General features: G+C 45.8%; 23 protein-coding genes. 9 read left to right on the top strand and 14 right to left on the bottom strand.

Annotation, left to right across the window (positions count from 1 at the left end; genetic code table 11):
* The first annotated feature begins 81 nt into the window (after window positions 1-81).
* Window positions 82-480, top strand: a complete 399-nt coding sequence (locus Q1A23_RS03010) for a hypothetical protein (RefSeq protein ID WP_299819292.1) — start codon at window positions 82-84, stop codon at window positions 478-480.
* A 41-nt stretch (window positions 481-521) separates the two neighbouring features.
* Here the strand turns inward: Q1A23_RS03010 and ggt are convergent, their stop codons facing one another.
* On the bottom strand, window positions 522-2108 hold the full coding sequence (gene ggt / locus Q1A23_RS03005; RefSeq protein WP_299820089.1) for a gamma-glutamyltransferase: 1587 nt from the start codon (window positions 2106-2108) through the stop codon (window positions 522-524).
* Window positions 2109-2358: 250 nt separating this feature from the next.
* Window positions 2359-4467: a carboxy terminal-processing peptidase gene (locus Q1A23_RS03000; RefSeq protein WP_299819290.1), complete on the bottom strand. Its 2109-nt coding sequence runs from the start codon at window positions 4465-4467 to the stop codon at window positions 2359-2361.
* Between the two features lie 445 nt (window positions 4468-4912).
* On the opposite strand from Q1A23_RS03000, the gene Q1A23_RS02995 reads away from it, so the two are divergent.
* On the top strand, window positions 4913-5053 hold the full coding sequence (locus Q1A23_RS02995; RefSeq protein WP_299819288.1) for a hypothetical protein: 141 nt from the start codon (window positions 4913-4915) through the stop codon (window positions 5051-5053).
* A 222-nt stretch (window positions 5054-5275) separates the two neighbouring features.
* Window positions 5276-5833 carry an arylesterase gene (locus tag Q1A23_RS02990; protein WP_299819285.1) on the top strand — a complete coding sequence of 186 codons (558 nt, stop codon included), beginning with the start codon at window positions 5276-5278 and terminating at the stop codon, window positions 5831-5833.
* Window positions 5834-5862: 29 nt separating this feature from the next.
* Here Q1A23_RS02990 and Q1A23_RS02985 read toward each other — a convergent pair whose 3' ends face one another.
* The 6 genes from Q1A23_RS02985 to Q1A23_RS02960 all read right to left on the bottom strand — a co-directional run bounded on the left by Q1A23_RS02985 (window position 5863) and on the right by Q1A23_RS02960 (window position 10805).
* The gene (locus Q1A23_RS02985) at window positions 5863-6483 is read right to left on the bottom strand and encodes a DUF4142 domain-containing protein (protein WP_299819282.1); all 621 of its coding nucleotides are present in this window, start codon (window positions 6481-6483) and stop codon (window positions 5863-5865) included.
* A 188-nt stretch (window positions 6484-6671) separates the two neighbouring features.
* Window positions 6672-7208 (bottom strand): hypothetical protein, encoded by a 537-nt coding sequence (locus Q1A23_RS02980; RefSeq protein ID WP_299820087.1) that lies wholly within the window; start codon window positions 7206-7208, stop codon window positions 6672-6674.
* Between the two features lie 255 nt (window positions 7209-7463).
* The gene (locus Q1A23_RS02975; RefSeq protein ID WP_299819279.1) at window positions 7464-8171 is read right to left on the bottom strand and encodes a fasciclin domain-containing protein; all 708 of its coding nucleotides are present in this window, start codon (window positions 8169-8171) and stop codon (window positions 7464-7466) included.
* A 114-nt stretch (window positions 8172-8285) separates the two neighbouring features.
* A complete protein-coding gene (locus Q1A23_RS02970; protein WP_299819276.1) occupies window positions 8286-8948 on the bottom strand; it encodes a fasciclin domain-containing protein in 663 nt (220 codons plus the stop codon).
* A 152-nt stretch (window positions 8949-9100) separates the two neighbouring features.
* Complete coding sequence (locus Q1A23_RS02965; protein WP_299819273.1) at window positions 9101-10186, bottom strand: S1C family serine protease; 1086 nt, start codon at window positions 10184-10186, stop codon at window positions 9101-9103.
* A 43-nt stretch (window positions 10187-10229) separates the two neighbouring features.
* Complete coding sequence (locus Q1A23_RS02960) at window positions 10230-10805, bottom strand: sigma-70 family RNA polymerase sigma factor (protein WP_299819270.1); 576 nt, start codon at window positions 10803-10805, stop codon at window positions 10230-10232.
* A 144-nt stretch (window positions 10806-10949) separates the two neighbouring features.
* Between Q1A23_RS02960 and Q1A23_RS02955 the strand changes: the two genes are divergently transcribed.
* Complete coding sequence (locus Q1A23_RS02955) at window positions 10950-11141, top strand: hypothetical protein (RefSeq protein ID WP_299819267.1); 192 nt, start codon at window positions 10950-10952, stop codon at window positions 11139-11141.
* Window positions 11142-11288: 147 nt separating this feature from the next.
* Here the strand turns inward: Q1A23_RS02955 and Q1A23_RS02950 are convergent, their stop codons facing one another.
* Window positions 11289-12473 carry a proline dehydrogenase family protein gene (locus Q1A23_RS02950; protein ID WP_299819264.1) on the bottom strand — a complete coding sequence of 395 codons (1185 nt, stop codon included), beginning with the start codon at window positions 12471-12473 and terminating at the stop codon, window positions 11289-11291.
* A gap of 246 nt (window positions 12474-12719) precedes the next feature.
* On the opposite strand from Q1A23_RS02950, the gene Q1A23_RS02945 reads away from it, so the two are divergent.
* From Q1A23_RS02945 to Q1A23_RS02930, 4 genes are all read left to right on the top strand, one after another.
* Window positions 12720-13808, top strand: a complete 1089-nt coding sequence (locus tag Q1A23_RS02945) for a bifunctional 3-deoxy-7-phosphoheptulonate synthase/chorismate mutase type II (RefSeq protein ID WP_299819261.1) — start codon at window positions 12720-12722, stop codon at window positions 13806-13808.
* 53 nt (window positions 13809-13861) lie between these two features.
* Window positions 13862-14899 carry a 3-dehydroquinate synthase gene (aroB, locus tag Q1A23_RS02940; RefSeq protein ID WP_299819258.1) on the top strand — a complete coding sequence of 346 codons (1038 nt, stop codon included), beginning with the start codon at window positions 13862-13864 and terminating at the stop codon, window positions 14897-14899.
* Window positions 14896-16125 carry a 3-phosphoshikimate 1-carboxyvinyltransferase gene (locus Q1A23_RS02935; protein WP_299819255.1) on the top strand — a complete coding sequence of 410 codons (1230 nt, stop codon included), beginning with the start codon at window positions 14896-14898 and terminating at the stop codon, window positions 16123-16125. The genes aroB and Q1A23_RS02935 overlap by 4 nt, the downstream gene beginning before the upstream one ends.
* Before the next feature lie 62 nt (window positions 16126-16187).
* Window positions 16188-16652: a hypothetical protein gene (locus Q1A23_RS02930; RefSeq protein ID WP_299819252.1), complete on the top strand. Its 465-nt coding sequence runs from the start codon at window positions 16188-16190 to the stop codon at window positions 16650-16652.
* Between the two features lie 11 nt (window positions 16653-16663).
* Here the strand turns inward: Q1A23_RS02930 and Q1A23_RS02925 are convergent, their stop codons facing one another.
* From Q1A23_RS02925 to Q1A23_RS02905, 5 genes are all read right to left on the bottom strand, one after another.
* Window positions 16664-17443, bottom strand: coding sequence for a helical backbone metal receptor (locus Q1A23_RS02925; RefSeq protein ID WP_299820084.1), 780 nt, complete (start codon window positions 17441-17443; stop codon window positions 16664-16666).
* 312 nt (window positions 17444-17755) lie between these two features.
* Complete coding sequence (locus Q1A23_RS02920; protein WP_299819249.1) at window positions 17756-18826, bottom strand: M42 family metallopeptidase; 1071 nt, start codon at window positions 18824-18826, stop codon at window positions 17756-17758.
* Window positions 18827-18936: 110 nt separating this feature from the next.
* A complete protein-coding gene (locus tag Q1A23_RS02915; RefSeq protein WP_299819246.1) occupies window positions 18937-20496 on the bottom strand; it encodes an acyl-CoA carboxylase subunit beta in 1560 nt (519 codons plus the stop codon).
* Between the two features lie 224 nt (window positions 20497-20720).
* Complete coding sequence (locus tag Q1A23_RS02910; RefSeq protein WP_299819243.1) at window positions 20721-23321, bottom strand: ATP-dependent Clp protease ATP-binding subunit; 2601 nt, start codon at window positions 23319-23321, stop codon at window positions 20721-20723.
* 111 nt (window positions 23322-23432) lie between these two features.
* Window positions 23433-24038, bottom strand: coding sequence for a WbqC family protein (locus tag Q1A23_RS02905; protein WP_299819240.1), 606 nt, complete (start codon window positions 24036-24038; stop codon window positions 23433-23435).
* Between the two features lie 188 nt (window positions 24039-24226).
* On the opposite strand from Q1A23_RS02905, the gene Q1A23_RS02900 reads away from it, so the two are divergent.
* Window positions 24227-25144 carry a lysophospholipid acyltransferase family protein gene (locus Q1A23_RS02900; RefSeq protein WP_299819237.1) on the top strand — a complete coding sequence of 306 codons (918 nt, stop codon included), beginning with the start codon at window positions 24227-24229 and terminating at the stop codon, window positions 25142-25144.
* Window positions 25145-25167: the final 23 nt, after the last annotated feature.

Raw genomic sequence — 25167 nt, 5'->3', positions numbered from 1 at the left:
CAGGCTCTTTTGTTTTTATACTTTCTGTAAAACCCAGAGCCGCCAGAAGTGGTAAAGTATAAGTATAAATTCAGAGGCATCATGAACATCATTGACAGACCAGACATAGCTAACACTACACATGCTGCCACACTCATTGGCGCCGGACTGGCAGGTTACCTGCTAAACGAGAGCAGGCCCAAAACAGCGCTTATCCCGCCGGCAGTAGGCGGGGCCTTGCTGTTGCTTAATTCAGGTGTAAAAGCAGGAAACCAAAACGTAGCACATGCCGCAGTAGGTTTAACGTCTTTGCTTAGTATGATGACGGGTAGCCTGTTTACCAAGGCCATAGTGCCATCAGCAGAAGCCAAAGAAAAGTTTACAGCAGAAGTAAGGAACCGCAGGGCTGCCATTTTCGGGTTGATGACCTTGACAGGTATTGCCGCAACGGGCGTTTATGTGGCAGGCTTTATACAAAAGCGAAAGCAGCGGGAAGTATAGATATGATCAACCTAAGTATGAAATCCCGAAGTATAAATAGCTTAATATCCCATCGCTTTATCATCGCCCCGCGGATCTGCGCCACCTTCCAGTTTGCCGTTTGGCAGTACAAGTATGGCATCTACGCGGCCGTAGGGGTTACGCTCCTGCAATTTGTGTCCGCTGTTTTGTAAGGTGGTTCTAACTTCAGGGGCAATGGCTTTAGGCTCGTGCTGTATGGCGTCGGGTAACCACTGGTGGTGAAAGCGAGGTGCGGCTACTGCCTGCTGCATCGTCATGTCGTGCTCGATCACGTTCAGGATAGTCTGGTAAACGGAGGTGATAATGGTAGAACCTCCCGGTGTACCTACCACCATAAACAGTTTCCCGTTCTTCTCCAGTATAGTTGGCGTCATGGCGCTGAGCATGCGCTTACCTGGTGCAATGGCATTGGCTTTGCCGCCTACCAGGCCGTACATGTTGGGTACGCCCGGTTTTGAGCTAAAGTCGTCCATCTCATTATTCAGTAAAAAGCCTGCACCCTCTACTACTATTTTAGAACCGTAGCTGTCGTTTAAGGTGGTGGTGACAGATACGGCGTTGCCGGCTTCGTCCACTATGCTTAAATGCGTAGTTTGCTCCGACTCATATCCCGGAAACACACCTGCTTTTACTTCTGCAGAGGCAGTTGCTTTACTTAAGTTAATGGTTTTTATCCTGCTATTCAGGTATTGCTGGTTCAGTAGCTGCTCCACCGGCACTTTAACGAAGTCTGGGTCGCCGAGGTAAGTAGCACGATCCGCGTATACACGGCGTTCTGCTTCGGCCATTAAGTGTACTGTTGCATAACTTTGCCAGCCATACTTGCTTATTTCAAAACCCTCTATCATTGTAAGTAATTGCATTAAAGCTACGCCACCACTAGAAGGCGGACCCATAGAGATAACCTTGTAGTTTTTATACTTTCCTGTAATGGGTTGGCGCCAGGTTGGGGTATAGTTTTCCAGGTCTTCATGCGTGATAATGCCATTGCCGCGCTGCATTTCCTTTACAATCAGGTCTGCTGTTTCGGCTTTGTAGAAACCATCGCGGCCCTTATCGCGGATGCGCTCCAGCGTACGCGCCAGGTCGGGGTGCTTGAGGGTATCGCCGGGATGCCATACTTGGGTGGCTAAGTATGGCAGGTGTTTGTTATGGGATATAAATTTTTCGCGGTTGCTGTTCAGGCCGGCAGCTTCTTTCTCTGTTAATACTACACCGCTTCTGGCTAGATCAATGGCAGGCTGCACCAGCTGTTCCCATGGCAATGAGCCTAGTTTCTGGTGAGTTTCGTACAGGCCGGCTACGCTGCCTGGCACCCCTGATGCCATATGGCTGGTTAAGCTAAGGCCTTGTATAACGTTGCCTTTTGCATCCTGGTACATTGTTTCAGTTGCGGTGCCAGGCGCCTTTTCACGGTAATCCAAAGAGCCAACGCTGCCATCTGCCTGGCGGTACACCATAAAGCCCCCGCCACCCAGGTTGCCTGCAGCCGGGTGTGCTACGGCAAGTGCAAACTGTGTGGCAATAGCTGCATCAAAAGCGTTGCCACCTTTGCGTAGTATCTCCACACCAATCCTGGAAGCATCCGGGTGTGCTGATACCACCATGGCCTTATCGGAAGTATAACCTTGCTCAGCGTGTACTTCCGGAGCTTTAACACGTTGGCTGCAACTGCTTATTAAGGCTGGAAGAAAAGCAATGAACAGAAGCCATACTTTAAGATTAGCCACAGAAGTATGGCAACTGTAGAGGCGGGTAATTTTATTTTGCATAGTCATGATAAGGTTTGAACAGGTAATATAAAAAAAGCGGCCGCCATGTTCAACATAGCGGCCGCTTTTATAGGGTATTAAAGGATTATTTCAGGTCGTTCTGGATTACAGCAACAGCCTCCTCAATGTAAATGTCTTTTCGGATGCTCTTCAGAAACTCCTTGTTACGGGCTACCTGCGCTGTATCGCTGCCAATGGCTTTCAGGTCTTGCGGCAAGCGGTTTACGTTAAGCACCGGCACATCTTTCTGAGCCTCTTCGTAACGTTTTGCCTCAGCTTCTGCCTTGTTTTCTTCGGCTAAATACTTTGCAAACTGCAGCGAACGAGTTGTATTCTGCGATTGCTTTTTAAGGCGTTCGCCACTTTCTTTGATTAAAGAGAAAGACTTGTTCTGAGCAATTCTGCTTTTGCTGTTTGCCTGTATCTTCGCAACGTTCAGTTTGTTGTTCATCCAGGTTTTATAGTTTGCCGGAGAGATCTCATCAAAAGGCAAAGGGTAATTCTGCTCTTTCTCGCCAAACTCCATGTAACTGTACGCATCCGGAAGCAGCACATCAGGCGTTACACCGCGTAGTTGTGTTGTACCACCGTTAATCCTGTAGAACTTCTGGGTAGTAAGCTTAAGTGCGCCAAAAGGCTTATAGGTGTTAAACTGAGCAGGCAAGGCCTCATCCAATTCAATAAACTGCTGCACCGTACCTTTGCCATACGTTGGGCTGCCAATAATAACGGCACGCTTATAATCCTGCAGGGCTGCTGCCAGAATCTCGGAGGCAGAGGCGCTATTTGCGTTTACAAGTACAGTAAGTGGTCCGTCATATTGTACTTTCGGGTCACGGTCATCTAACACAATCGCTTTGCCAGATGATGTTTTAACCTGTACGATAGGGCCTTTCTCGATAAACAAACCAGCCATTTCTACAGCATCAGCCAAAGAACCGCCACCATTGTTGCGCAGGTCAAGTATAAGGCCTTTCATGCCGGCAGCTTTTAGTTTCTCTACCTCAGCTTTAACATCAGCACCACTATTACGGCCGCCGTTACGCTCAAAGTCAGCATAAAAGCCTGGCAGCTTAATATATCCTATTTTACCGTTATCCTCGATCAGGGCAGACTGTGCATAGGTTTCTTCAAACACGATCACATCACGCACAATCGGAATTACTTTGTTTGAGCCATCTGGCTTCTTAACAGTAAGACGTACTTCTGTCCCTTTTTTACCACGGATCAATTGGATAGCATCATCCAGGCGCATGCCCATTACAATAACAGGTTCCTCTTTGCCCTGCGCTACCTTTTGGATAACATCACCCGGCTTCAGGTCGCCTTGCAAGTATGACGGACTGCCCGGTACGATTTCGTTTACCTTAATCTGTCCGTCGCTTTCAGTTAAAGAAGCGCCAATGCCTTCTAACCTACCCGTAAAGTTGATGTCGAAATCAGACTTGGCTTTAGGTGGAAAGTACCCGGTATGTGGGTCATATACATTGGCAATGGCGTTGATGTAGGTTGAGCGGCGGTCTTCCTTGTTTATCTGGAAAAGGCGATCATACAGGTCTTTGTAGTTCTTGGTAAGTTTTTCGCGTGCTTCTTTTTCCATCTGCTCAAAAGTCTTCTTCTCAACTTTCTCGCCGTTTGCAATTGCCTTGTCCTGGTCCTTCTGCATATCAGCCAAACGTACCAACGTTTGATACTTTAGCTGCTTGCGCCACTCTTCTTTTAGAGCAGCTTTGTCTTTAGGGTAAGACAACTTTTTACCTTCCAACTCAATCACTTCGTCTTTCTCGAAATCGAATGGCTTAGCAAGAATCTCTTTGTAATATGCCTCTGTTTCTTTTACACGCTGCTCAATAAGAGCAGCAGAAAGATCGAAGAATTCGTAAGAACCTTCTCTCAGTTGGTCATCTATGGCAGTCTCATACTTGCGCAGCTTATCTACGTCAGAGGCAAGCAAAAACTTTTTATTGTAATCCAGGCGCTCCAGGTATAAACCAAAGGCTTTTTTAGAGAAAGAGTCATCTACTTTTTCTGGTTTATAATGCCCTGTGCTCAGGCCTTGCATTAACGCTTTTATCAGAATCTCATTCTTGCCTTCGGGAACACCGCTTGACTTATAAATTATAAATGAGCCTGTCAGTAAGACAACTGCAAGTACTGATAATATTATTTTGAATCTGGTTGTCAATGATAGCATCTAGTTAAGTTAGTTGAACCAAGTATAGTCTGTGCAAAAGTAATGCCGCTATTGGCATGCTTCGTTGCTTGTTTGTGCTTGTATTAAATCGTAATGTAGCACAAATACAAAACAATTCATAAAATAGGCGCCGGCTTTATATTTGTATATTTTTTAGCCGCTGTGGTTGCGCATACCCTATCTATACAGTACGGTGTAAGGCGTACAAATATTATAACTGTGGGCGACTTTATTTCGTTTCCGATTATGGAAACAATTTCTAGTGCTATGAACAACAATAAAGCAGTAGATGTTTTAACAAGAGTTAAACCAATTTGTGAACGACAGGGTGGAGGGGTACAGGCAGGCCGCTAATCTTACAGAAGACTCTGCGCGCAAGTCTTATTAAAATGACCTGGTAAACCAAAGTACTGAATTTTAGAACGAGATAAACAGCATCAGCAGTTTGGGTGGCAGCACAGAAGCAGGTACTACTGCCAAAGGTAAAATTTACTGTGGCTGGATGGATGTTAAAAATACAGCAGTTGGCCGCGATAAAGAATCTGTGATTGCATCAAATATATACGGTGAGGAGTGGGCGCAATAAGCTTATAATGATGCCTTAGAGCATACAGGGGAGTTGCCGCCAAAAGTGGTGCAGATGGTTGAGAAACAGAAAATGCCTCGTTAGCAACCTGCAAGCGCCTACGCTAAATGAAGAACGCAGTTGACTAAAACAAACCGTACTATTAAAAGGGTTACCAACTAAGGCAACCCTTTTTTGTTTATTTCATAATATACTTTGGCACCCTTTATACTTAATATTAAAATGAAGAACATACTTTTTTTAGGTGACAGCCTGACGGCAGGTTATGGCCTGGTAGCGGCACAAGCTTACCCTAGCCTGATACAGGAAAAACTGAAGCAGGAGGGTTACACAAATTACAAGGTGCTTAATGCTGGCTTAAGTGGCGATACTACATCAGGTGGCCTGTACAGGTTGGACAGGTGGCTATCAGAGCCCATTGATATTTTTGTGCTGGCCCTGGGTGCAAACGACGGACTAAGAGGCATACCAACCCGCGAAACTGCGCAAAACCTGCAGCAAATCATTGATAAGGTAAAATTGCATCATCCAAACGCCAAAATTATACTTTCAGGAATGGAGATACCTGATATAGTGCCCGGGCGTTATGCGGCAGAGTTTAGAAAACTGTTCAGGGAGCTGGCATTAAAGAACAACATCGCGTTTATACCTTTTTTGCTGGAAGGCGTGGCAGGCATGCGGCACCTTAACCTGCAGGATGGTTTGCACCCCAATGCAGAAGGGCAAAAGTTGCTGGCAAACCATACTTGGGCAGTACTTAAAGATGCTTTAGAAGTATAAAGGCAGCCTTTAAGGCTGCCTTTATACTTCTAATTGTTTATTTCATCCACTATAGGTTTAGATATACCGCCACCTTCGTTTCTGTTCTTAAGTTCCAGTTCGTAAGCTGCGGCTCGCTCCATGCGCGCTCTTAGCTCTTTTAACGTGTTGCGCTCCCAAATTGCAAAAGCCGAGGCATCACTCGACGCTATGTTTTTTGTGTTGTCATCGATATGGTCGATGGCATCCTTCTGTGCATCCACCAGGTTATCCCACATTTCCGCGTCAAAGTTTTTGGCGTCTGCTTTTCTAGGCTCTTCTAAATATTCTTGTTCATCCTCTGAAAGTTGCTGGGGTAAAGTAAAGCTGTATTGCTGCTCCAGGTCTTTTAGCTCGTTCTGCTTGGTGGTAGCCCAACTTTTCATTTCTTCAGCATAAAGTTTTAAGCTATCGGTTTGCGCCTTTTGCTGTGCCAGGGAGGCAAGCTCCTGCTGTAGTATAAAATGGCGTGCGGTGTAAGCTAGCAACTTCTGTCTGTCTTCTGACAAGGTAGAGTCAGGTGCCGCTGCAGTAGCGGTTGCGTCAATTGTTTGTTCGCTATTTCCGGAGTCGCATGCTGTTGTCCCGGTTAATAGGGCAAGGCAAAATGCGCCTATCAGGTATTTTTTCATAGGTTTATACTTTAGATTCGTGTTGTATTTACCTGTGCATACGCAACAAGTATAAATTGTTTGCCTTTGTTGCTTTGCTGAGGGCGGTAGAAGTGTAGCCTGGTACTATTGCCGGTGCCACAAAATAAGCCCGCCTGCCCTGCAGTAAAGCAGGGCAGGCGGGCTAGTGTTTTATCTAAATGCGAGGTTTAGTAATAGATATGCTCGCCTCTGTTGTTCTGGAAATGCGATTCAAAGTAACGGGCATCTTCAGGAGAGTGAGGCTTAAAGCCTACCACAATATTGCCTTCCTTGATACCAGACTCATATACTTTAGCGCGTTCTTCAGGAATACCGGCTCCTACCAGGGCACCAATAAGGCCACCTGTTAAGCCACCTGCACCTGCGCCAGCTAAACCAGCTGCCAACGGACCCGCTACCACCAGACCTAAACCAGGTATGGCGATTGATGTACCAATGGCGGCAACAGCACCGATAATAGCACCTAGCGTACCACCGATTGCAGATCCAGCACCAGTACCTTCAAGAGACTTGTTTCCAAGTTCAGTATCTCCATCCTCGTTTACATCGTTTCCAAAGTGGCGGTCACGCGCCTTATCCGACATAACTACATTGATATCGTCTTTATCATAACCGCGTGCGCGCAGTTCGTTGTAAGCACGTTCTGCACTTTCTCTGTCACGGAACATGGCAGTCATCATGCCAGCGTTATCTGTTTTGTCCATCATAGCTTTTATTTTTAGTTGTTATGGTTTTGTACAGGTGCGATCAGCAGCCTGCATAGGTTATTACTAACGACGTTTAAACTGTATAGTTACGGTAGAGCCATTCTATGGAGTATATTAGCCCTGATTTCTGCTAAGATATAAGTATGTTATACAGCCTTTGTACAACTAGTATGGCAGGCTTGGCTTGTTGTAAAATAAAATAGCCCTCTTCAGCAGAGGGCTATCTTCTCATAACATAAATTATACTTCAGCTTATCTTCCCGGGCCATTATCCATAGGGGCTTCGCTAGGTATAATCACACGATCAACCACATGAATAATTCCGTTAGAAGCCTCCACATTTGGAACGATAACAGTAGCACCACCAACGGTGATCAAATTATTTTCTGAGCTTATTGGCAAGTACCTGTTGTTAGAAAGCGAAATGCGCTGGCTGTTGTTAAACTGGTTAGCAGCTACTTCTGATGCCAGTACATGTACCTGCAACACTTCTGAAAGTTTAGCCTTGTTCTCTGGCTGTAGCAACATGTTAAGCTGCTCTTGTGATAGCTCTGCAAAAGCTTTATTAGTAGGTGCAAATAAAGTATACTCGCCATCCTGCATTAATCCTTGTGAAAGTCCGGAGGCATCCATTAACCTTACAAAGGTGCTAAGGTTCGGGCTGGTGCGGGCAAGCGACATAATATCCTGGCTTTCTGTGTTGGCAATGTCCGTGAACATTTCATCGTATGGCACCGCATCCTCAAAATCAAGGTCAGCGTAGCCTCCCATCGTCTGCGTCTCATTTATCGATACAGTTTCATCTGTTGCCATGTCAGTAGGTTCATCCATGGCTATACTTGTGTCAGTTGTCATGGTATCGTCCATAGCAGTTGTATCGGTTGTTGTATCGGAAGTAGCGCAGCTGTAAAAAGTAGCCGATGCTAATGCCATGGCAGCCAATGCTTTTATCTTTTTCATAATCATACATTTAAAGTTAATAAACACTATCGCGAAGCTTCTTATAGAGTCTTCGTCTTAAAATGACTTTATACCTCTGTGCTTCCAGAAAGTATAATATGTCGGTGCGGGTGATCAGTTACCTGGGAGGGTATCGGTTGTGGTGGTTATAAGACCATTTACTACATGCAAAACACCGTTAGATGCCTCAATGTCTGGGCGCACAATGGTAGCACCGCCTATTGATACCTGGCTGGTAAGGTCGTTGGTTGTGATATTTATGTACCGGTCTTCGCCTGCTTTGATGCGCTGGTCATTGTTAAACCGGGTGGAGGCCACCTCATTAGGCAGGATGTGCAATTGGAGTACCCGCAGCAGGTCGGCTTTATTTTCTGGTTTCAGGAGGTTGTTAAGTTCATCCGTAGGCATCGAACTGAACGCTTGATTTGTAGGCGCAAAAATTGTGAACTTTCCATCAGGAGTCAAAGCATCTGATATATCCGCTGCCTCTACTAACCGGACAAAAGTAGAAAGGTTAGGACTGGTTTTGGCGAGTGAAATGAGGTCGTATTGCTTCGTTTCTGTAATGTCGCTAAACATCTCATCATACTCTAGGTCATCAGTTACAGAGAGTTCAGCAGACATGTCTGTGCCTGTTTCGGTACTGCCAGCCATGGTCTGTGTTTCGCTCATGGTTGTAGATTCCATGGCTGTGGTTTCGCTCGATCCCGCACAACTAAAAAGTGAGAGGGAGGCAACTGCTACTGCAACTATTGGTGTTAAAAATCTTTGTTTCATAGCTCAATTCTATAGTTTAGTATTGGGGTTAGTGCCCCGCACAACTATTGTTAAACTGAAACAAAATGAAAATGTTAACCTTCAGAGAGGCTAGCTGGTAAGGAACAATATTAGAAAAAGGGCTTTGCTAAATAGTTAAACGCGCTAACCTCTTAGTTGTATACTTTAACCACGAATACGTAGTCTTTAAGTTTTTTCAGCTGCTGCGGTCGTGGGTTGCCTAACAACGAGTTATACTTTGGCAACACCATGGGGGCCATTGTTGTAGATGCAGGCAATTCGTTGATCATCTGCAATAAGTAAGCAGACTTAACTGCAAATGCAGCCCCTTCCTGGCCTGCCTGCTTGCCGCTAATTACGCCAATCAGATTGCCTTTATCATCTAGTAAAGGTCCACCGCTGTTGCCCGGGTTAAGCGGAATAGAAATTTGGTAAGAGGTAGTATCGCCTTCAAAACCGGAGCCGGAGCTAAGCGATCCTTCCCCGAAAACGATATCCTCGCGCGGGTAACCCAGCGTAAACACCTTCTCGCCAAGTTCAGACTCATTTGTTTTAAAAGTATACGGCAGTTTCCCGAACCCGCCAAATGTAGAATCAGCTATCTTTAGTATAGAAAGGTCATGTATTTCGTCGCGGTATACTTCGCTTACTTTATACTTCAGGCCGGCTTTATTTTCGATCATGATGGAGTCTGCACCTTCTACCACATGAGAACTGGTAACCAGGTAGCCATCGGCGGATATAGCAAAGCCGGTGCCGCTAAAGGCTGCTGCACGTGGCGCAGGTTTAGAGGCATCGTTTATGCCGTTCATGATAGCTGTTTGCGTTTTCTTGAGGCGTTCCACTTCGCGGCGAAGCTCTACGTATCGGGCAGTCTGCTGCTGTACCGGTGCCTTTAACTGCTGTACGCTCCAAAGTGTGCCAAATACTGATAGCAAAGATACGCTGGCGGCTACTGCAACGGTTTGCATGTGGCGGTTCCAGAATACTCTCCAGGTGTTTGGTGAGGCCTCCATGGTTTCAGCCTCCATTTCAGAATGGATGTTTTGGAGCTTCTGTTTCAGCGCCTGGCGCTGCCCGTACTGCTGCATAGAGTCCAGCAGTTGCTTATGCTCACGTACCTGCTCCGAAAGGCGCACATCTGTTCGCAACAGCGCTTCAAAAGCCTGTTGTTCTTCTACTGCCATCTCGCCGTTCAGGTAGCGTTCAATTTGTTCGTAAGCGCGGTACTCTAACATCTTCTTCTAATATTTGGCCTCAACCAGTTTAATAGTAAGCCCTTTATCTAACCCCTGGCTTATAGGTGGCAAAGAATAACTTTTTCAGGCGTTGCAGGCATTTATACTTTTGGTTTTTAGCTGTATCAGAATTGGTATAGCCAAACTTATCCGAAATAGCCTGCATGCTATGCGTATGTATATAATAATCTTCCAGAAGCGATTTGCAGGGTTCTCCTAACTGTCCCAGCGCTTCGCCCATCACGCCGAACTGTTTTTCCTGTTCCTCGTGCTGGTCTGTGTCTTCCTCTACAGCTACAAAATTATCTGTGTCCTCTAATTTTGTAGCGTATCTCCCTTTTTCAGCCAAGCGTTTTAGCCACAACCGCCTGCACACAGAGTACAGGTAGGTTTTTATCTGGCAACTAAGCTCCAGGCTGTTGTCTTTTATTTTTTCGTAGAACACGATAACGCCTTCCTGGTAAATGTCCTTGGCCTCGTCTTCGGTTCCGCTGTTATTCAAAATAAAATGAGAGATCATCGGGAAATGAAGTTTGTATAGATAGGCCAACGCACGGTCATCGCTGCGCCGGATACCTTCCATCACCGCCTCATCCGTCTCATACAAACTCTTCTTCATTCCAGTCAATTTTTAATACATTAAAAGCAGGATTGTAACCCACGAAAAAAATAATTTTAATTTTTTAAAAAAGGCGGGTTACCTATTCGCCGTCTCGGTATAAAGTTCCAAAATCGAAACAAAACACTTAATCACAAACACAAAATGAAAAATTTATTCACTTTCGCAATCGTAGCTCTTGCCCTTTCTTTCACAGCTTGCACTAGCGAAGAAGCAACTACTGAAACTGAAGCTACTGAAACTGAGATCGTAGAAGAGACTCCAGTTGTAGAAGAGACTGTAGTAGAAGATACTACTGCTGTTGACGCTGACACTACTGTTGCTCCAGTACAGTAATTTCTGCAAGAACTACAGCGAATAGCTTATAGTTCGAAACACAAAGCGGGACCTCGTACTTAGTGCGGGGTCCCGCTTTTTTGTTCTCTTTTGCCAATCTATACCATAGTGCTTTAAAAAGGCCAGCTGTAACAACCGGCCTCTTGGCTATTTTTTTGCTTTGCGGCGCTCTATCTCGCTTCTTATAAGCTGAAACTCGCGGCTGCTTTGTCCGGCAATGGCTGTATTTTCGTTTGCTCTGCGAAGCAAGTATGGCATAACCTCTTTTACAGGGCCGTATGGCACATATTTAGCTACGTTGTAGCCTGCATCAGCCAGGTTGTAAGATAGGTTGTCGCTCATGCCAAATAGTTGCGCAAAGTATACGCGTGGGTCGTTAGGAGCAATGTTATGCTTCTCCATCAGGTCCATCAGCAGGTAGCAGCTGTCCTCGTTGTGTGTGCCGTTGCAGAAAGATATTCTGTCGATGTGCTCCATGCAGAACAGGAGTGCCTTGTTGAACAGATCGTCTGATGCTTGCTTGGTTGGGTTTATCGGGCTTTCGTAGCCTTCCTGCTGCGCGCGCTTGCGCTCTTTCTCCATATAAGCCCCGCGTACCAACTTTGCACCCAGGTAGTAGCCATTCTTCACAGCAGTATCATAATCGCGCTGAATTACATCCAGGCGATCGTGGCGGTATAGCTGGTAAGTGTTGTAGATGTTGGCTTTCTCTTTGTTGTAAAGCGCCATCATTTCGTAAGTCAGGTTATCTATCGTTTCCTGTATCCAGCTTTCCTCGGCATCCACAAAAACACGAACGTCGCGTTGGTAACAGCTCTTGCAGATCTCGTTTACACGATCACGGCCACGCTCAAACGCTGCTCGCTCATTAACAGATAACTCCTGTTTGTTTTGTACCTTCTCCAGCAGGTTGATATCGATTAAGCCTGTAATCTTAAATACTGCGAAAGGAATGTTCTTATTGCCATGGGCTTTCTCAATGGCACGAAGCAGTTCGTCGCGGGTGGCATCAAAGCTTTTGTCATCGCCCTCGCCCTCTACGGAGTAGTCCAGAATGGTGCCTATGTTATACTTGCTAAGCTCACGTATGGCACGCTCTGATTCTTCTATTGTTTCGCCTCCGCAAAAGTGGTTGAAGATGGTGGGTTTGATAATAAAGCTTACAGGTAGGTGCAGGTTAAGGGCCAGGTTCAGAAGATTGCCGCCTACCTTTACAAAGGTGTTGCTGTTCATGGACTTAAACAGCAGGTACATTTTGTATAATTCAGCGTCGGATTTTGATGAAAAGGCTACGGCTGTATTATCGAAAGAGACTTTTGTAATCGGATTCATGTAAAGAAATTTTGCGCTGCAAAGATACTGCTTCAGGTATAGTTCACAACCTTTTAGAGGCCCAAGTACGACTTATTTTGTGCATAAGTTAAAACAGAAACAGTTCTGGGTGGCAGCATGTTCTAAGTTAGGAAGAGCTATGGCGGCTAAAGTATAACTATAGTAATAGGTGTGAACTTGTTTAAACACATATTTAGTGGTCATTTGTCTCAACAAAGGTTAACTTTACAGCATTAACGCGGACAAATGAAATTTAATTATAAAGAGTCTTTTTTTGCGAAGCTACGTGCAGGAGAAAACAGGCCGCTAAGGATTGCAGGCCCATGTAGTGCGGAGAGTGAGGCGCAGGTAATGCAAACAGCGCAGGCGCTGGCACAACAAAACATACACTTGTTCAGGGCAGGTATCTGGAAGCCACGTTCCAGGCCAAATTCTTTTGAGGGTGTTGGATTTAAAGGCCTGGCCTGGCTGAAGCAGGTAAAGCAGGAATTCGGTTTAAAAGTTACAACAGAAGTAGCCACAGCACGCCACGTAGAAGAGGCCCTGAACTATGGCATTGATGTGCTTTGGATTGGCGCCCGCACAACCGTTAACCCATTTGCGGTGCAGGAGATTGCCGATGCCCTGAAAGGAGTGCAGGTGCCGGTAATGGTGAAAAACCCTGTAAACCCAGACCTGGCACTATGGATTGGTGCCATTGAGCGGATCTACAACGCAGGTGTTACCGATTTGGCGGCCATACATCGCGGCTTTTCCTCTTACCAGAAATCAAAGTATAGAAATGCGCCGGTGTGGCAAATACCCATCGAACTGAAAGCCCGTTTCCAAAGCTTGCCCATTATTGTTGACCCCAGCCACATTGCCGGCAATCGGGATCTTATATTTCCGGTATCGCAGAAGGCATTGGATTTAGGTTACGACGGTGTGATGATCGAAACACACCCAGACCCCGACCATGCCCTTAGTGATGCAGAGCAGCAGGTAACCCCAGCAAGGCTTGCTGAGATATTTGAAAAGCTGCAGGTGCGCAAAACAAACTACGATGATGTGGAGCTGGTAAACCGCGCCGAAGAACTGCGTTTGCAAATAGACGCTGCCGACCACGATATTATTGCTGCGCTGGCAAAGCGGATGGCCCTGGTAGAGCAAATCGGGGAGTATAAAAAGCAGAATAATGTGCAGGTGCTGCAGCTGGAGCGCTGGAAAGAAATTTTCAGGAGCCGTGCCGAGTGGGCCGAAGAAGCTGGTATTACCCCGGACTTTGTAGCTGAACTGTATAAACTGATTCACGTTGAATCTATTCGAAAGCAAACGCAAATTCTAAACGAGGATTAGGCATATATTGCTGCCCGATGCAGTATCCCAACTCTTATACTTCCTGATTTAAAATGACAGAAGCTATCTATATTGGCCAAGACGCCTTGCAGGAGTTAACGACGGTGCTGCAAAACAGAGCCTTTAGTAAAGTAGCCGTACTGGTTGATGAAAATACATTGGCCCATTGCTACCCCGCCCTAAAACCATACTTACCTGAGCATGAGCTTATACAGGTAAAAAGCGGAGAGGAAAACAAAACCCTGCAAACCTGCGAGTATATATGGCAGCGCATGACAGAGCTAAACCTGGACCGCTGGTCGGTGCTGGTAAACGTAGGCGGTGGTGTTATTGGCGATATGGGTGGATTCTGTGCCGCAGTTTTTAAGCGTGGTTTATACTTTGTGCAAGTGCCTACTACCTTACTCGCGCAGGTAGATGCCAGCGTGGGAGGCAAAACCGGCATTGACTTTCATGGGCTTAAAAACCATATTGGCGTGTACAAAGAGCCCCAGGCAGTCTTCATCAATCCTGGTTTTCTGCAGACACTCTCGCCGCAGCAACTGAAATCCGGTTATGCCGAAATTATAAAGCATTGGCTTATTGCAGATGCAGCAGCTTTTCAGGAGCAGCGCCATGTAGGTTTGTTTACAGAGGATTGGGAAGAGCTGATACGCCACTCAGTAAGTATAAAGTCTGAAGTTGTAGCGGCAGACCCCTTAGAAAGAGGTTACCGCAAGGTGCTGAACTTTGGCCATACTGTAGGGCATGCCGTAGAAAGTTACTTGATGGATAAACCTGGAAGAGAGCTTTTACATGGCGAAGCCGTGGCTGTAGGCATGCTATGCGAGGCCTGGCTATCCGTTAACCATGAGCTGCTGCCACAGGAGGCGCTGGATAAGATCGAGACTTTCCTGGTATCAATTTATGAAAAGGTGCCTTTAACGGAAGCAGACATTCAAAGCATAGCACAGTTCGCGCTTCAGGATAAAAAGAATTCCCGCACTACAATAAACTGTACTTTACTTAACGGTATCGGTAAAGCCGTTTACGATCAGCCTGTAACGGTGCAGCAAATAATCGAATCGTTACGCTATTACTCTTTGCTATGAGCCAAAGCCTTACACTTAGCCACCAAACCGGCCATATACATACAAGTATAAAATTGCCTGCCTCTAAAAGCGAGGCAAACCGCGCGCTTATCATCTCAGCACTTGCTGGGGCCACTTCTCAGGTGGATAACCTTTCTGAAGCAAACGACACACAGCTGCTCCAGCGCTTGCTACAGCGCGATGCTGAAGAGATAAATGCAGAAGATGCAGGTACTGTTATGCGTTTCTTAACTGCTTATTATGCCATTACCGGACAGCAGAAAGTTTTAACTGGAACTGAGCGCATGTGTCAGCGGCCTATTAAGGTATTGGTGGATGCGCTGCGTGAACTTGGAGCAAGTATAAATTACCTTGGCGAGGAAGGTTACCCGCCTCTTAAAATAAATGGCTTTAGTGGTAGTGGCAAAAGCGAGCTTACTATCCGCTCAGATATCAGCAGCCAGTATATTTCGGCTTTGTTGATGGTGGCGCCGCTGCTTCCGGAGGGCTTGGTGCTTAACCTGGAAGGCAAGATAGGGTCTAAGCCTTATATAGATATGACGCTCTCGCTGATGCAGCACTTTGGTGTAGAGGCTACTTTCGAGGAAAATACCATTACTGTTCCAGCCCAGAAGTATAAACCTAACAGCTTCCACGTGGAATCCGATTGGTCGGCGGCGAGCTATTGGTATAGTATAGTGGCGTTGGCTAAAGAAGCCGAAGTAACGTTGCTGGGTTTAAAAGAGAATTCTTTTCAGGGTGATAGCGCTGTGGCTGAAATAATGCAGCACCTAGGTGTTTATACTACCTACTCTGAAGCAGGTATAACGCTATCCAAAAAGCGGCTGGAGAAGCACCTTTCCTATGATTTTAGCCAATGCCCCGATCTTGCCCAAACAATAGTTGCCCTATGTGCCGCCTTAGGCGTAACCCTGGAGCTTACTGGTTTGGAGAGTCTCCGTATAAAAGAAACAGACCGCATACAGGCGCTGCAGATAGAATTACTTGGTATGGGCTCTACCATGGAAGAAGTAACACCGGGCGTTTTCAGGATGGAGCCAGGGATCATCACCAAAAAACAACTTTCCTTCCGCACCTACCAGGACCACCGCATGGCCATGGCTTTTGCACCACTTGCCCTACTCGAGCCTGTCGAAATACAGGAACCAAACGTGGTCCGGAAATCGTACCCAAGGTTTTGGGAAGACCTGGGAAAAGCCGGATTTGAAATAACCTATACCACCTGATTGCCATTGAAAGCCGGAAACTGTATGGCGATGCCAAGCTTATAAATGAATTTGTTGGTAGTATGCAGCTGATGGAAGAGGCCGCAGGAGGGTGGGCTGCAGTATACAAAGATACAGCCTCGGGTAGGTTTTGGATGAAGTGCTACACAACAGCAGGGGAGCAGCAAGGCGCGTACGAGTTACTTATAAAACTGCCTTTGCCCAAGACTAACGAGCTTATCTCTGCCGCGCTCGAATCACCTCATGAAGATGAAGTGGTGGCGGCCATCATGCGCCTGCTAGAGGAAGAGGCACTAGAGAAAAAAGATTTTAGGCATTTGCTTGTAGCGCGGCTGCAGGAGTTGGACCCGCAAAGTATAACGGCAGCACAAACACAGCGGATCCGGAAGATCATTACCCTTACCTCTTTAGCAGATCCAACAAATAAACGTGAGGTTAAAGGAAAAAGCCTGAACCAGCTAAAAGCCGACGCAGCTTACTTTGAGGCTGTATCTAAAAATGCGCTGAAATTGCTGGACAAGTTGTAGAGGAACGCCAGCTATACTATTAGCTCCCGCTTCACCTCTTCCAATACTTGTTGCAAGTAAGCCGGAGCATGTGCCAGTCTGCTGCCGTACCAGCTAAACATTTCGCCATCCACTACTTTTATACATGCCTTTGGGCAAATCTCCAGAAATTCCTGTAAGTGCTTTTCTTTAAAAGGATAAGGCTCTGATGATAAAAGTATAAGCTGCGGGTTTGCCTGCTGAAGTTGTTCTGTGGTTATTTCAGGGTAGCGGGATAGTTGGCCAAAAACGTTCACAAAACCGCAGCGCTGCAGGATGTGGTCTATGATGTTATGGCTGCCCACGACCATGTAAGGGTTGCGCCAGATAAAGTAGGCTGTTTTTATACTTGGTTGCAGGGGGGGCAGCTGTTTAAAGCCGGATGCTATACCACGCGTAAATGCTAGAGCCTTGGCCGCTGTTCCCGTTATTTGGCCCATTTGGGTAATCATCTCCAAAGCATCCTCCAACGTATAAATATCACCCATCCATACTTTATACTTTGCCTGCAGTTGCTCAATGCCCTCCTGGTAATTCTCTTCTTTGTTTCCGATGATCAGGTCTGGCTGGAGTTGATCGATTACATCAAAGTTAAAGTTCTTGGTGCCGCCAATTTTAGTTACCTGCTTTACCTGCTGCTTCGGGTGAATGCAGAATTTGGTGATGCCTACCACTCTGTCTCCTAAGCCTAAATCAAACAAAAGTTCGGTTTGGGAGGGCACAAGTGATATGATGCGCTGCGGTCGTTGCTCCAGCTCAATGCTGTAGCCCATTTGGTCGGTGAAAAGCACGCTAATGAATTATAAATTGTTGAGTTATGAATCGGAGATGTGTTTATAACCTAAAAACGTCAGTAAACTATCTCGTAATATTTCGGGAAGTTTATAGGTATTTAAGGTTTGGCAAAGTATAACCGCTTCCACTTATAATAGCTAAAGCACGGGGCCATAGACTTGAGTGTTGCAGCAATAGGTTCATAAGTATAAAGTTTGTTTTAAGTATAAGATACAAACAGCAGCGCAATAAAGCAAAAGCCTCACAAACCTGTGCGGTAAGTGAGGCTTCTGAAGTATAAGTATGGCTTCTTAACTCAGGTAGCGGAAATCCTGCTTGTCCTGTATTTTAAGTATGGTTTCGTATATCATTTTGATCACGTTATCCACATCGTCTTTGTGCACGGTTTCTACGGTAGTGTGCATGTACTTTAATGGCAGCGAAATAAGCGCAGAGGCAACACCGGCGTTAGAGTAGGCAAAGGCATCGGTATCAGTACCTGTCGCACGCGAAACAGCAGAACGCTGGAACGGGATATCTTTTTCTTTGGCTGTGTTTATGATCAGGTCTCTCACATTGTTTTGTACAGCAGGACCGTAAGCAATAACAGGACCTTTGCCGCAATGGATGTCGCCGCTGGTTTTCTTGTCGTACATCGGCGATTGCGTATCGTGGGTAACATCGGTGATGATGGCTACATCCGGGTTGATGCGGTGGGCGATCATCTCGGCGCCACGCAAACCAATTTCTTCCTGCACCGCATTTACAACGTACAGGCCAAACGGCAGTTTATTTCCGTTCTCCTTCAGTAGGCGTGCTACCTCGGCAATCATAAAGCCACCAATGCGGTTGTCTAACGCGCGACCTACGTAGTAGCGGTCGTTCATCACGGTAAACTCATCCTCGAAAGTAGCTACGCAACCAACATGTATGCCCATGGCTTCCACTTCTTCGCGGTTGTTGGCGCCACAGTCCAGAAACACGGTTTCGATGGTTGGGGCTTTGTCGTTTTCTACTTTGCGCACATGTATGGCAGGCCATCCGAAAACAGCCTTAACAATGCCTTTAGAAGTATAAATATTCACTCGCTTAGACGGTGCAATCAACGCATCAGAGCCGCCGTTACGCTTCAGGTAGATGTAGCCCTCCGGTGTGATGTAGTTCACAAACCAGCTAATTTCATCGGCATGTGCCTCAATCACGACCTTGTACTCTGCCTGTGGGTTAATAACCCCCACAACTGTACCGTAAGTATCTACAAAATATTCATCGATGTATGGCTTTACATACTCCAGCCATAATTTCTGACCTTCAGATTCGAAGCCGGTAGGAGAGGAGTTATTCAGGTATTTCTGTAAAAAATCGAAAGATTCTTGTCTCATGCTTGCGCTAGTTATGAATTACAAATGTAAGTTATGAACGATTGAAATCAGAAAGTATGAAGTGGTTATACGCACTATTCATACTTTCTAATCCGGCATTCATAATTTAATTAAAGCGGAATATTGCCGTGCTTCTTACGCGGAAGTGTCACGGCCTTATTTTCCAGCATTTTAAATGCCTTGATCAACTTGGTTCTTGTTTCGGATGGCGTAATTACCTCATCAATAAAACCACGGTGTGCGGCACGGTAAGGCGTTGCAAATTTGTCCTTATATTCCTGTACTTTCTCAGCCAGTTTAGCAGCAGGGTCTTCAGCGGTCGCAATTTCACGCTTAAAGATGATCTCGGCAGCGCCTTGTGCACCCATTACGGCGATCTCGGCAGTTGGCCATGCAAAGTTCATATCAGCACCTATGTGCTTTGAGTTCATTACATCGTATGCGCCGCCGTAAGCTTTGCGGGTAATTACGGTAATGCGCGGCACAGTAGCCTCGCAGAAAGCATAAAGTAATTTAGCGCCGTTGGTAATGATGCCGCGCCACTCCTGGTCGGTGCCTGGCAAGAAACCCGGTACATCCTCTAAAACAAGCAAAGGCACGTTAAAGCTATCGCAGAAACGAACAAAGCGTGCGGCTTTGGTGCTGGCATTAATATCCAGTACACCGGCTAACACAGCAGGCTGGTTGCCTACAATGCCTATACTTCTACCTGCAAGTCGGGCAAAACCAACTACAATGTTTTCTCCAAAGTTCTTGTGTACTTCAAAAAATGAATCCGTATCTATGATTCCTTCAATTACCTCGCGGATATCGTAAGGCTGGTTTGGGTTTTCTGGTATAATGGTATCCAGTACGCTACGAGTTTCGTCGGCTTGTGGCTCGTAAGGCAGCGATGGCGGCAACTCTTCGCAGTTCTGCGGCACATAGCTTAAAAGTGTTTTAATGTAGTTGATGCACTCTACCTCGTTGGCGCAGGAGAAATGGGTTACACCACTCTTAGAGCTGTGGGTGCTGGCACCGCCTAGTTCTTCTGAGGTAACGTTTTCGTGTGTAACGGTTTTTACTACGTTTGGCCCAGTAACAAACATGTACGACGTATCCTGCACCATCATGATAAAATCGGTGATGGCCGGTGAGTATACTGCACCACCTGCGCATGGGCCCATGATGGCCGATATCTGAGGAATAACGCCAGAAGCTAAGGTGTTGCGATAGAAAATGTCTGCATATCCGCCCAGCGATACAACGCCTTCTTGAATACGGGCACCACCAGAATCGTTCAGGCCAATAACCGGAGCGCCGTTTTTCATGGCAAGCTCCATTATCTTCACGATCTTCTCGGCGTGCGTTTCAGAAAGCGAACCGCCCAGTACAGTAAAATCCTGAGAGAAAACGTAAACTAAGCGCCCATTTATGGTGCCGTAGCCAGTTACTACGCCATCGCCTAAAAAGTATTGCTTATCTAAGCCAAAGTCTTTGGAGCGGTGCATCACAAACTTGCCAATCTCCTCAAAAGAGCCTTCATCCATCAACAGGTGTATACGCTCACGGGCTGTCAGCTTTCCTTTTTTGTGCTGTGCTGCAATTCGGTCTTCTCCGCCACCTAACAAGGCTTCCGCATTTTTACGCTCGAGTGTCTCTAATTGGGCTTGTCTAATTTCTCCGGCCATGTATATGTTGTATAACTATTTAAGCGATTCAGATTGATTAATCCTCAAATTTAAAAACTCTGCACCTAAATTCGGTACTATTACATCATTTTTTGAATATATAGCTGCCAACGCGACTTTACAAGTATAGCTATTGTCTTATGATTTTAAGAGTGAGGTGGTTGGTGAACTAAAAAATAAGGGCTACCTGTGCAGGTAGCCCTTATTTTATTACTCAGATGGTGTTATTCTTTATCGGTTTTATCTGATCCGGATGACTTAGAAGATTCTTTTTCTTCCTCTGTCTCGTCGGAAGCGCCTTTGGCTTTTTTGCCATTGCTCTTCTTAGACTTGAAGATAAGTTTCTCTTCGCCTTCCTTGTAGTCCACCATGATCGTGTCGCCTTGGTTAACTTCAGCTTTCAGGATTTCCTCGGCAATCGGATCTTCGATATACTTCTGGATAGCTCTGTTTAAAGGACGTGCGCCATACTTCGGATCATATCCTTTTTCGGCTACAAAGTCTTTTGCCTCTTTTGAAAGCTCGATAGTATAACCCAACGTTTCCACGCGTTTAAACAGTTTACCAAGCGAAAGCTCGATGATTTTGTGCATGTCCTCACGGTTAAGCGAGTTAAACACGATCACATCATCCAGGCGGTTCAGGAACTCTGGTGAGAACGTCTTCTTCAGGGCGCTGGCAATAGTGCCTTTCATAATATCGTCTACGTTCTCCTGCTTGCTCTTCGACATGAAACCAATACCGGCTCCAAAGTCTTGCAAGTCGCGGGCACCTATGTTGGAGGTCATGATGATGATGGTGTTACGGAAGTCAACCTTACGGCCTAAACCATCGGTAAGTATACCATCGTCAAGTACCTGCAACAACAGGTTGTAAACATCCGGGTGCGCTTTCTCAATCTCATCCAGTAACACTACAGAGTATGGCTTACGGCGGATCTTTTCAGTCAGCTGGCCACCTTCTTCATAACCCACGTATCCTGGAGGCGCTCCCACTAAGCGAGATACGCTGAATTTCTCCATGTACTCACTCATGTCGATACGCACCAGCGAATCTTCTTTATCGAACAGGTAAGTGGCAAGCACTTTAGCGAGCTCTGTTTTACCTACACCAGTCGGACCCAGGAACACGAATGAACCGATTGGTTTTTTCGGATCCTTCAGGCCTACGCGTGTACGCTGAATAGCTTTCACTAACTGCGAAATAGCTTTGTCCTGGCCGATTACTTTGCCTTTCAGCTCTTCGCCCATGTTCAGCAGCTTCACGCCTTCTTTCTGAGCGATACGTTTTACCGGAATACCTGTCATCATGGCAATAACTTCTGCCACATTTTCCTCTTTTACAGTATAACGCTTCTTTTTGGTCTCCTCTTCCCAGTCTTTCTTAGCTGTTTCAAGCTGGTCGATAAGTTTTTTCTCCTTATCACGCAGTTGAGCAGCCTCTTCATACTTCTGGCTCTTCACAACACGGTTTTTCTCTACCTTGATGTTCTCAATCTGCTCTTCAAGCTTCAGGATATCATCCGGTACGATAATGTTGTTGATGTGCACACGCGCACCAGCCTCGTCTAAAATATCGATGGCTTTGTCTGGTAAGAAGCGGTCGCTCATGTAGCGGTCACTTAACTTAACGCAGGCTTCAATGGCCTTATCTGTATAGTTTACGTGGTGGTGGTCCTGGTACTTGTCCTTGATATTGTTCAATATCTCGATTGTCTCTTCCGGTGTAGTCGGGTCTACCATTACAACCTGGAAACGACGGGCCAAGGCACCATCTTTCTCGATGTACTGGCGGTACTCATCCAGGGTCGTGGCACCGATGCATTGAATCTCGCCACGGGCAAGGGCAGGCTTAAACATGTTAGAGGCATCCAGAGAACCAGAAGCGCCACCAGCACCCACAATCGTGTGCAGCTCATCAATGAACAGGATCACATCCGGAGATTTCTCCAGTTCATTCATCACCGCCTTCATGCGCTCTTCAAACTGGCCACGGTATTTTGTGCCCGCTACCAGAGAGGCAAGGTCCAGGGTTACCACACGCTTATTAAACAGCACACGGCTTACCTTTTTCTGTATGATGCGCAGGGCTAGGCCTTCAGCAATGGCTGTTTTACCAACACCTGGCTCACCTATAAGTATAGGGTTGTTCTTTTTACGGCGACTCAGTACCTGGGCTACACGCTCAATTTCTTTTTCGCGGCCTACAATCGGGTCTAGTTTGTCATCTTCGGCAAGTTTGGTAAGGTCGCGGCCAAAATTATCAAGTACAGGTGTACGCGATTTTTCGCCGGGTTTCTTGCTGGTGCTACCGGAGCGGGACGATGAACTGCCCAAAAATTTATCTGAGTCATCAGAATCGTCTGTGTCAGACGATGCGAGTGGATTATTGCTATGATAATCCAGGGAGTCTCTTATGGCTTCGTAGTTCACGTTGAATTTCGCTAATATTTGTGAAGAAATATTGTCTTCATCCCGGAGGATGGATAGTAAGAGGTGCTCTGTACCGATAATATCACTCTTGAAGATCTTTGCCTCCAGGTATGTTATCTTCAGCACCTTCTCAGTCTGCTTTGTAAGCGGGATACTGCCTGTGATGTTGCTGCTTTGCGTAGCTGTATTTCGTGTAGCCTGCTCTAAAGCGTACTTTAATTCATCTATCGAAACGCCCAGCTTTTTAAGCAGAGCAATGGCTGTACCTTCTCCTTCCCGGATCATGCCCAGCACCAGGTGTTCGGTGCCAATGTAGTCATGCCCAAGTCGAATAGCTTCCTCACGGCTAAGAGAGATAACCTCTTTCACTCTGTTTGAGAATTTAGCTTCCATGTATACTTTATATAATCTAAAAAAAGTCAAAAATTGATAATCGGCTGAAGCTTACTTCGAACGTTACTTTTAAACAAGCTGTGCAGTACAAATGTTTCGTATCCCTAAACCTTATTGCAGATATGAAAGTGATGCTGGCCCTTGGGTAAACAACAAGTCAATTATACTTAGCTCTGGTGCAAAATGTTTGCCAAAAACTTGTGTATAGGGTTTTACGTGCAAATTGTCAGGATAGATTTTTGGGTGAATTTTATTTCTTAAATCCAATACGTTTTCCTGAGGCTGTTCGCTGTAAAAATCTGTAAAATGAAGCGGCTTGTTCAGCTTTAGTAATTTAAAATAAAGCTGTAACAAATCAACGTTTAGCTGGAATAAAAATTTTGGCTGCCGGTCATACACCGCTTTGATATAGTCGCTGTAAAATTCAAAATAAGGCGCCCGCCCATAAGCTGCCTGTATGGTGCGCCAATGCACATTGTGCCACTTCTGGCTGTAATCTATTTCTATTTCGGTGATAAGGGTTTTGGCTTTGCTGTTGCCTTTAAGTACAGGGATGCTTAGTGGTTGCACACCCTGTGCCGTAAGCACGTGGCAACGGTTGCGGTAACTTTGCTTTACATAGTTTTCATGCGTTTCGAGTTGTATGCCCTCTGCCCGGAGTGCGTGCCAGAAGTAAGCTACTGGCGGGTTATACATTGTTTCTGTAAGTAGAACCACTATTGTGTTAAGTGTTTAAAGTTGAAAAGTTGACCTTGCGACAAAGGAAGTATGATGAAGTATAAATTCTTTTGTCAGATGATCTTTTTCTGCGAACTTACGGTTTTGCTTGGCTGCTAAATAAGCACGAATTCTGAGATTTCATAATGCGACTGCTTGGTTGTACATTTGCAGCTGCCCTTAAATGAATGGATAGAAGTATAAAAATACCACCGCTTTACTACCCGCTTTGGCTACTGCTGAAGGGAATGTCGTTGCTTCCGCTATCATTGCTGTACCTGCTGTCCAATGTTTTATACTTTTTGGTGTACTATATAATAGGTTATCGAAAGAAAGTAGTCTATAACAATTTAACAAATGCTTTTCCTGAAAAAAGCGCTGAAGAAATACATCAGATTACCAAAGCATTTTACAAGCAGTTTATGGATGTGGTGGTGGAGACACTTAGGCTTCACTCTATGGATGCTGCAGAAATGAAACGGCGCATTATATTTACTAACCAGGAGTTGCTCGATGATTTTGTACAGCAGGGGAAAACAGTTATAACCATGGGCTCGCATTCCTGTAATTGGGAATGGGTGCTTTCGGCTGGTGCAGTACAATTCGGGTTTCCGGCCTATGGTGTTTACAAACCACTAAACAACCCGTTTTTTGAGGCCTTCATGCTGATGACGCGTGCCCGTTTAGGTGCAAGGCTTATAAAAATGAAAGATACCCTGCGCGACTTTGCTGCAAACCGTAAAATACCGCGTGTGGTGGCTATGTTATCCGATCAAACTCCCCTTAAAAGCGAGATTACTTTCTGGACCACTTTTCTGCACCAGGATACACCTTTTTATGAGGGAGCAGAAAAGCTGGCAAAGAAGTTTAACTACCCTGTGTTGTTCCTGAACGTAGAACGAACCAAGCGGGGCCACTATACACTTACTTTCGAACTGCTCTCTGACGGTAAACCTCAAGAACCGAATGCTCCGGAGCAACCTTCTATAACAGAAGCCTTTGCTCGGAAACTGGAAACCGCCATTTGTAGAAACCCCGCAGATTACCTCTGGACACATAAGCGCTGGAAACACAAGAAACCTACAGCTACTGAGATAATACAATAGAAACAGACACAACTTTATACTTG

This window comes from uncultured Pontibacter sp., assembly GCF_947492645.1.
Lineage (GTDB): Bacteria > Bacteroidota > Bacteroidia > Cytophagales > Hymenobacteraceae > Pontibacter.
This window is presented reverse-complemented; position numbering and strand designations above follow the sequence as displayed.

Excerpts from the sequence above, each read along its gene's own strand:
- Q1A23_RS02935 (WP_299819255.1), top strand. The coding sequence starts at position 14,896 with ATGAGCCAAAGCCTTACACTTAGCCACCAAACCGGCCATATACATACA.
- Q1A23_RS02985 (WP_299819282.1), bottom strand. The coding sequence starts at position 6,483 with ATGAAAAAATACCTGATAGGCGCATTTTGCCTTGCCCTATTAACCGGG.
- Q1A23_RS02925 (WP_299820084.1), bottom strand. The coding sequence starts at position 17,443 with ATGGGCTACAGCATTGAGCTGGAGCAACGACCGCAGCGCATCATATCA.
- Q1A23_RS02955 (WP_299819267.1), top strand. The coding sequence starts at position 10,950 with ATGAAAAATTTATTCACTTTCGCAATCGTAGCTCTTGCCCTTTCTTTC.
- Q1A23_RS02930 (WP_299819252.1), top strand. The coding sequence starts at position 16,188 with ATGCAGCTGATGGAAGAGGCCGCAGGAGGGTGGGCTGCAGTATACAAA.
- Q1A23_RS02950 (WP_299819264.1), bottom strand. The coding sequence starts at position 12,473 with ATGAATCCGATTACAAAAGTCTCTTTCGATAATACAGCCGTAGCCTTT.
- Q1A23_RS02975 (WP_299819279.1), bottom strand. The coding sequence starts at position 8,171 with ATGAAAAAGATAAAAGCATTGGCTGCCATGGCATTAGCATCGGCTACT.
- Q1A23_RS02965 (WP_299819273.1), bottom strand. The coding sequence starts at position 10,186 with ATGTTAGAGTACCGCGCTTACGAACAAATTGAACGCTACCTGAACGGC.
- Q1A23_RS02980 (WP_299820087.1), bottom strand. The coding sequence starts at position 7,208 with ATGGACAAAACAGATAACGCTGGCATGATGACTGCCATGTTCCGTGAC.
- Q1A23_RS02990 (WP_299819285.1), top strand. The coding sequence starts at position 5,276 with ATGAAGAACATACTTTTTTTAGGTGACAGCCTGACGGCAGGTTATGGC.
- Q1A23_RS02960 (WP_299819270.1), bottom strand. The coding sequence starts at position 10,805 with ATGAAGAAGAGTTTGTATGAGACGGATGAGGCGGTGATGGAAGGTATC.
- Q1A23_RS02915 (WP_299819246.1), bottom strand. The coding sequence starts at position 20,496 with ATGGCCGGAGAAATTAGACAAGCCCAATTAGAGACACTCGAGCGTAAA.
- Q1A23_RS03000 (WP_299819290.1), bottom strand. The coding sequence starts at position 4,467 with ATGCTATCATTGACAACCAGATTCAAAATAATATTATCAGTACTTGCA.
- Q1A23_RS02910 (WP_299819243.1), bottom strand. The coding sequence starts at position 23,321 with ATGGAAGCTAAATTCTCAAACAGAGTGAAAGAGGTTATCTCTCTTAGC.
- Q1A23_RS03010 (WP_299819292.1), top strand. The coding sequence starts at position 82 with ATGAACATCATTGACAGACCAGACATAGCTAACACTACACATGCTGCC.
- Q1A23_RS02945 (WP_299819261.1), top strand. The coding sequence starts at position 12,720 with ATGAAATTTAATTATAAAGAGTCTTTTTTTGCGAAGCTACGTGCAGGA.
- ggt (WP_299820089.1), bottom strand. The coding sequence starts at position 2,108 with ATGGTGGTATCAGCACACCCGGATGCTTCCAGGATTGGTGTGGAGATA.
- Q1A23_RS02900 (WP_299819237.1), top strand. The coding sequence starts at position 24,227 with ATGGATAGAAGTATAAAAATACCACCGCTTTACTACCCGCTTTGGCTA.
- Q1A23_RS02920 (WP_299819249.1), bottom strand. The coding sequence starts at position 18,826 with ATGAGACAAGAATCTTTCGATTTTTTACAGAAATACCTGAATAACTCC.
- aroB (WP_299819258.1), top strand. The coding sequence starts at position 13,862 with ATGACAGAAGCTATCTATATTGGCCAAGACGCCTTGCAGGAGTTAACG.
- Q1A23_RS02970 (WP_299819276.1), bottom strand. The coding sequence starts at position 8,948 with ATGAAACAAAGATTTTTAACACCAATAGTTGCAGTAGCAGTTGCCTCC.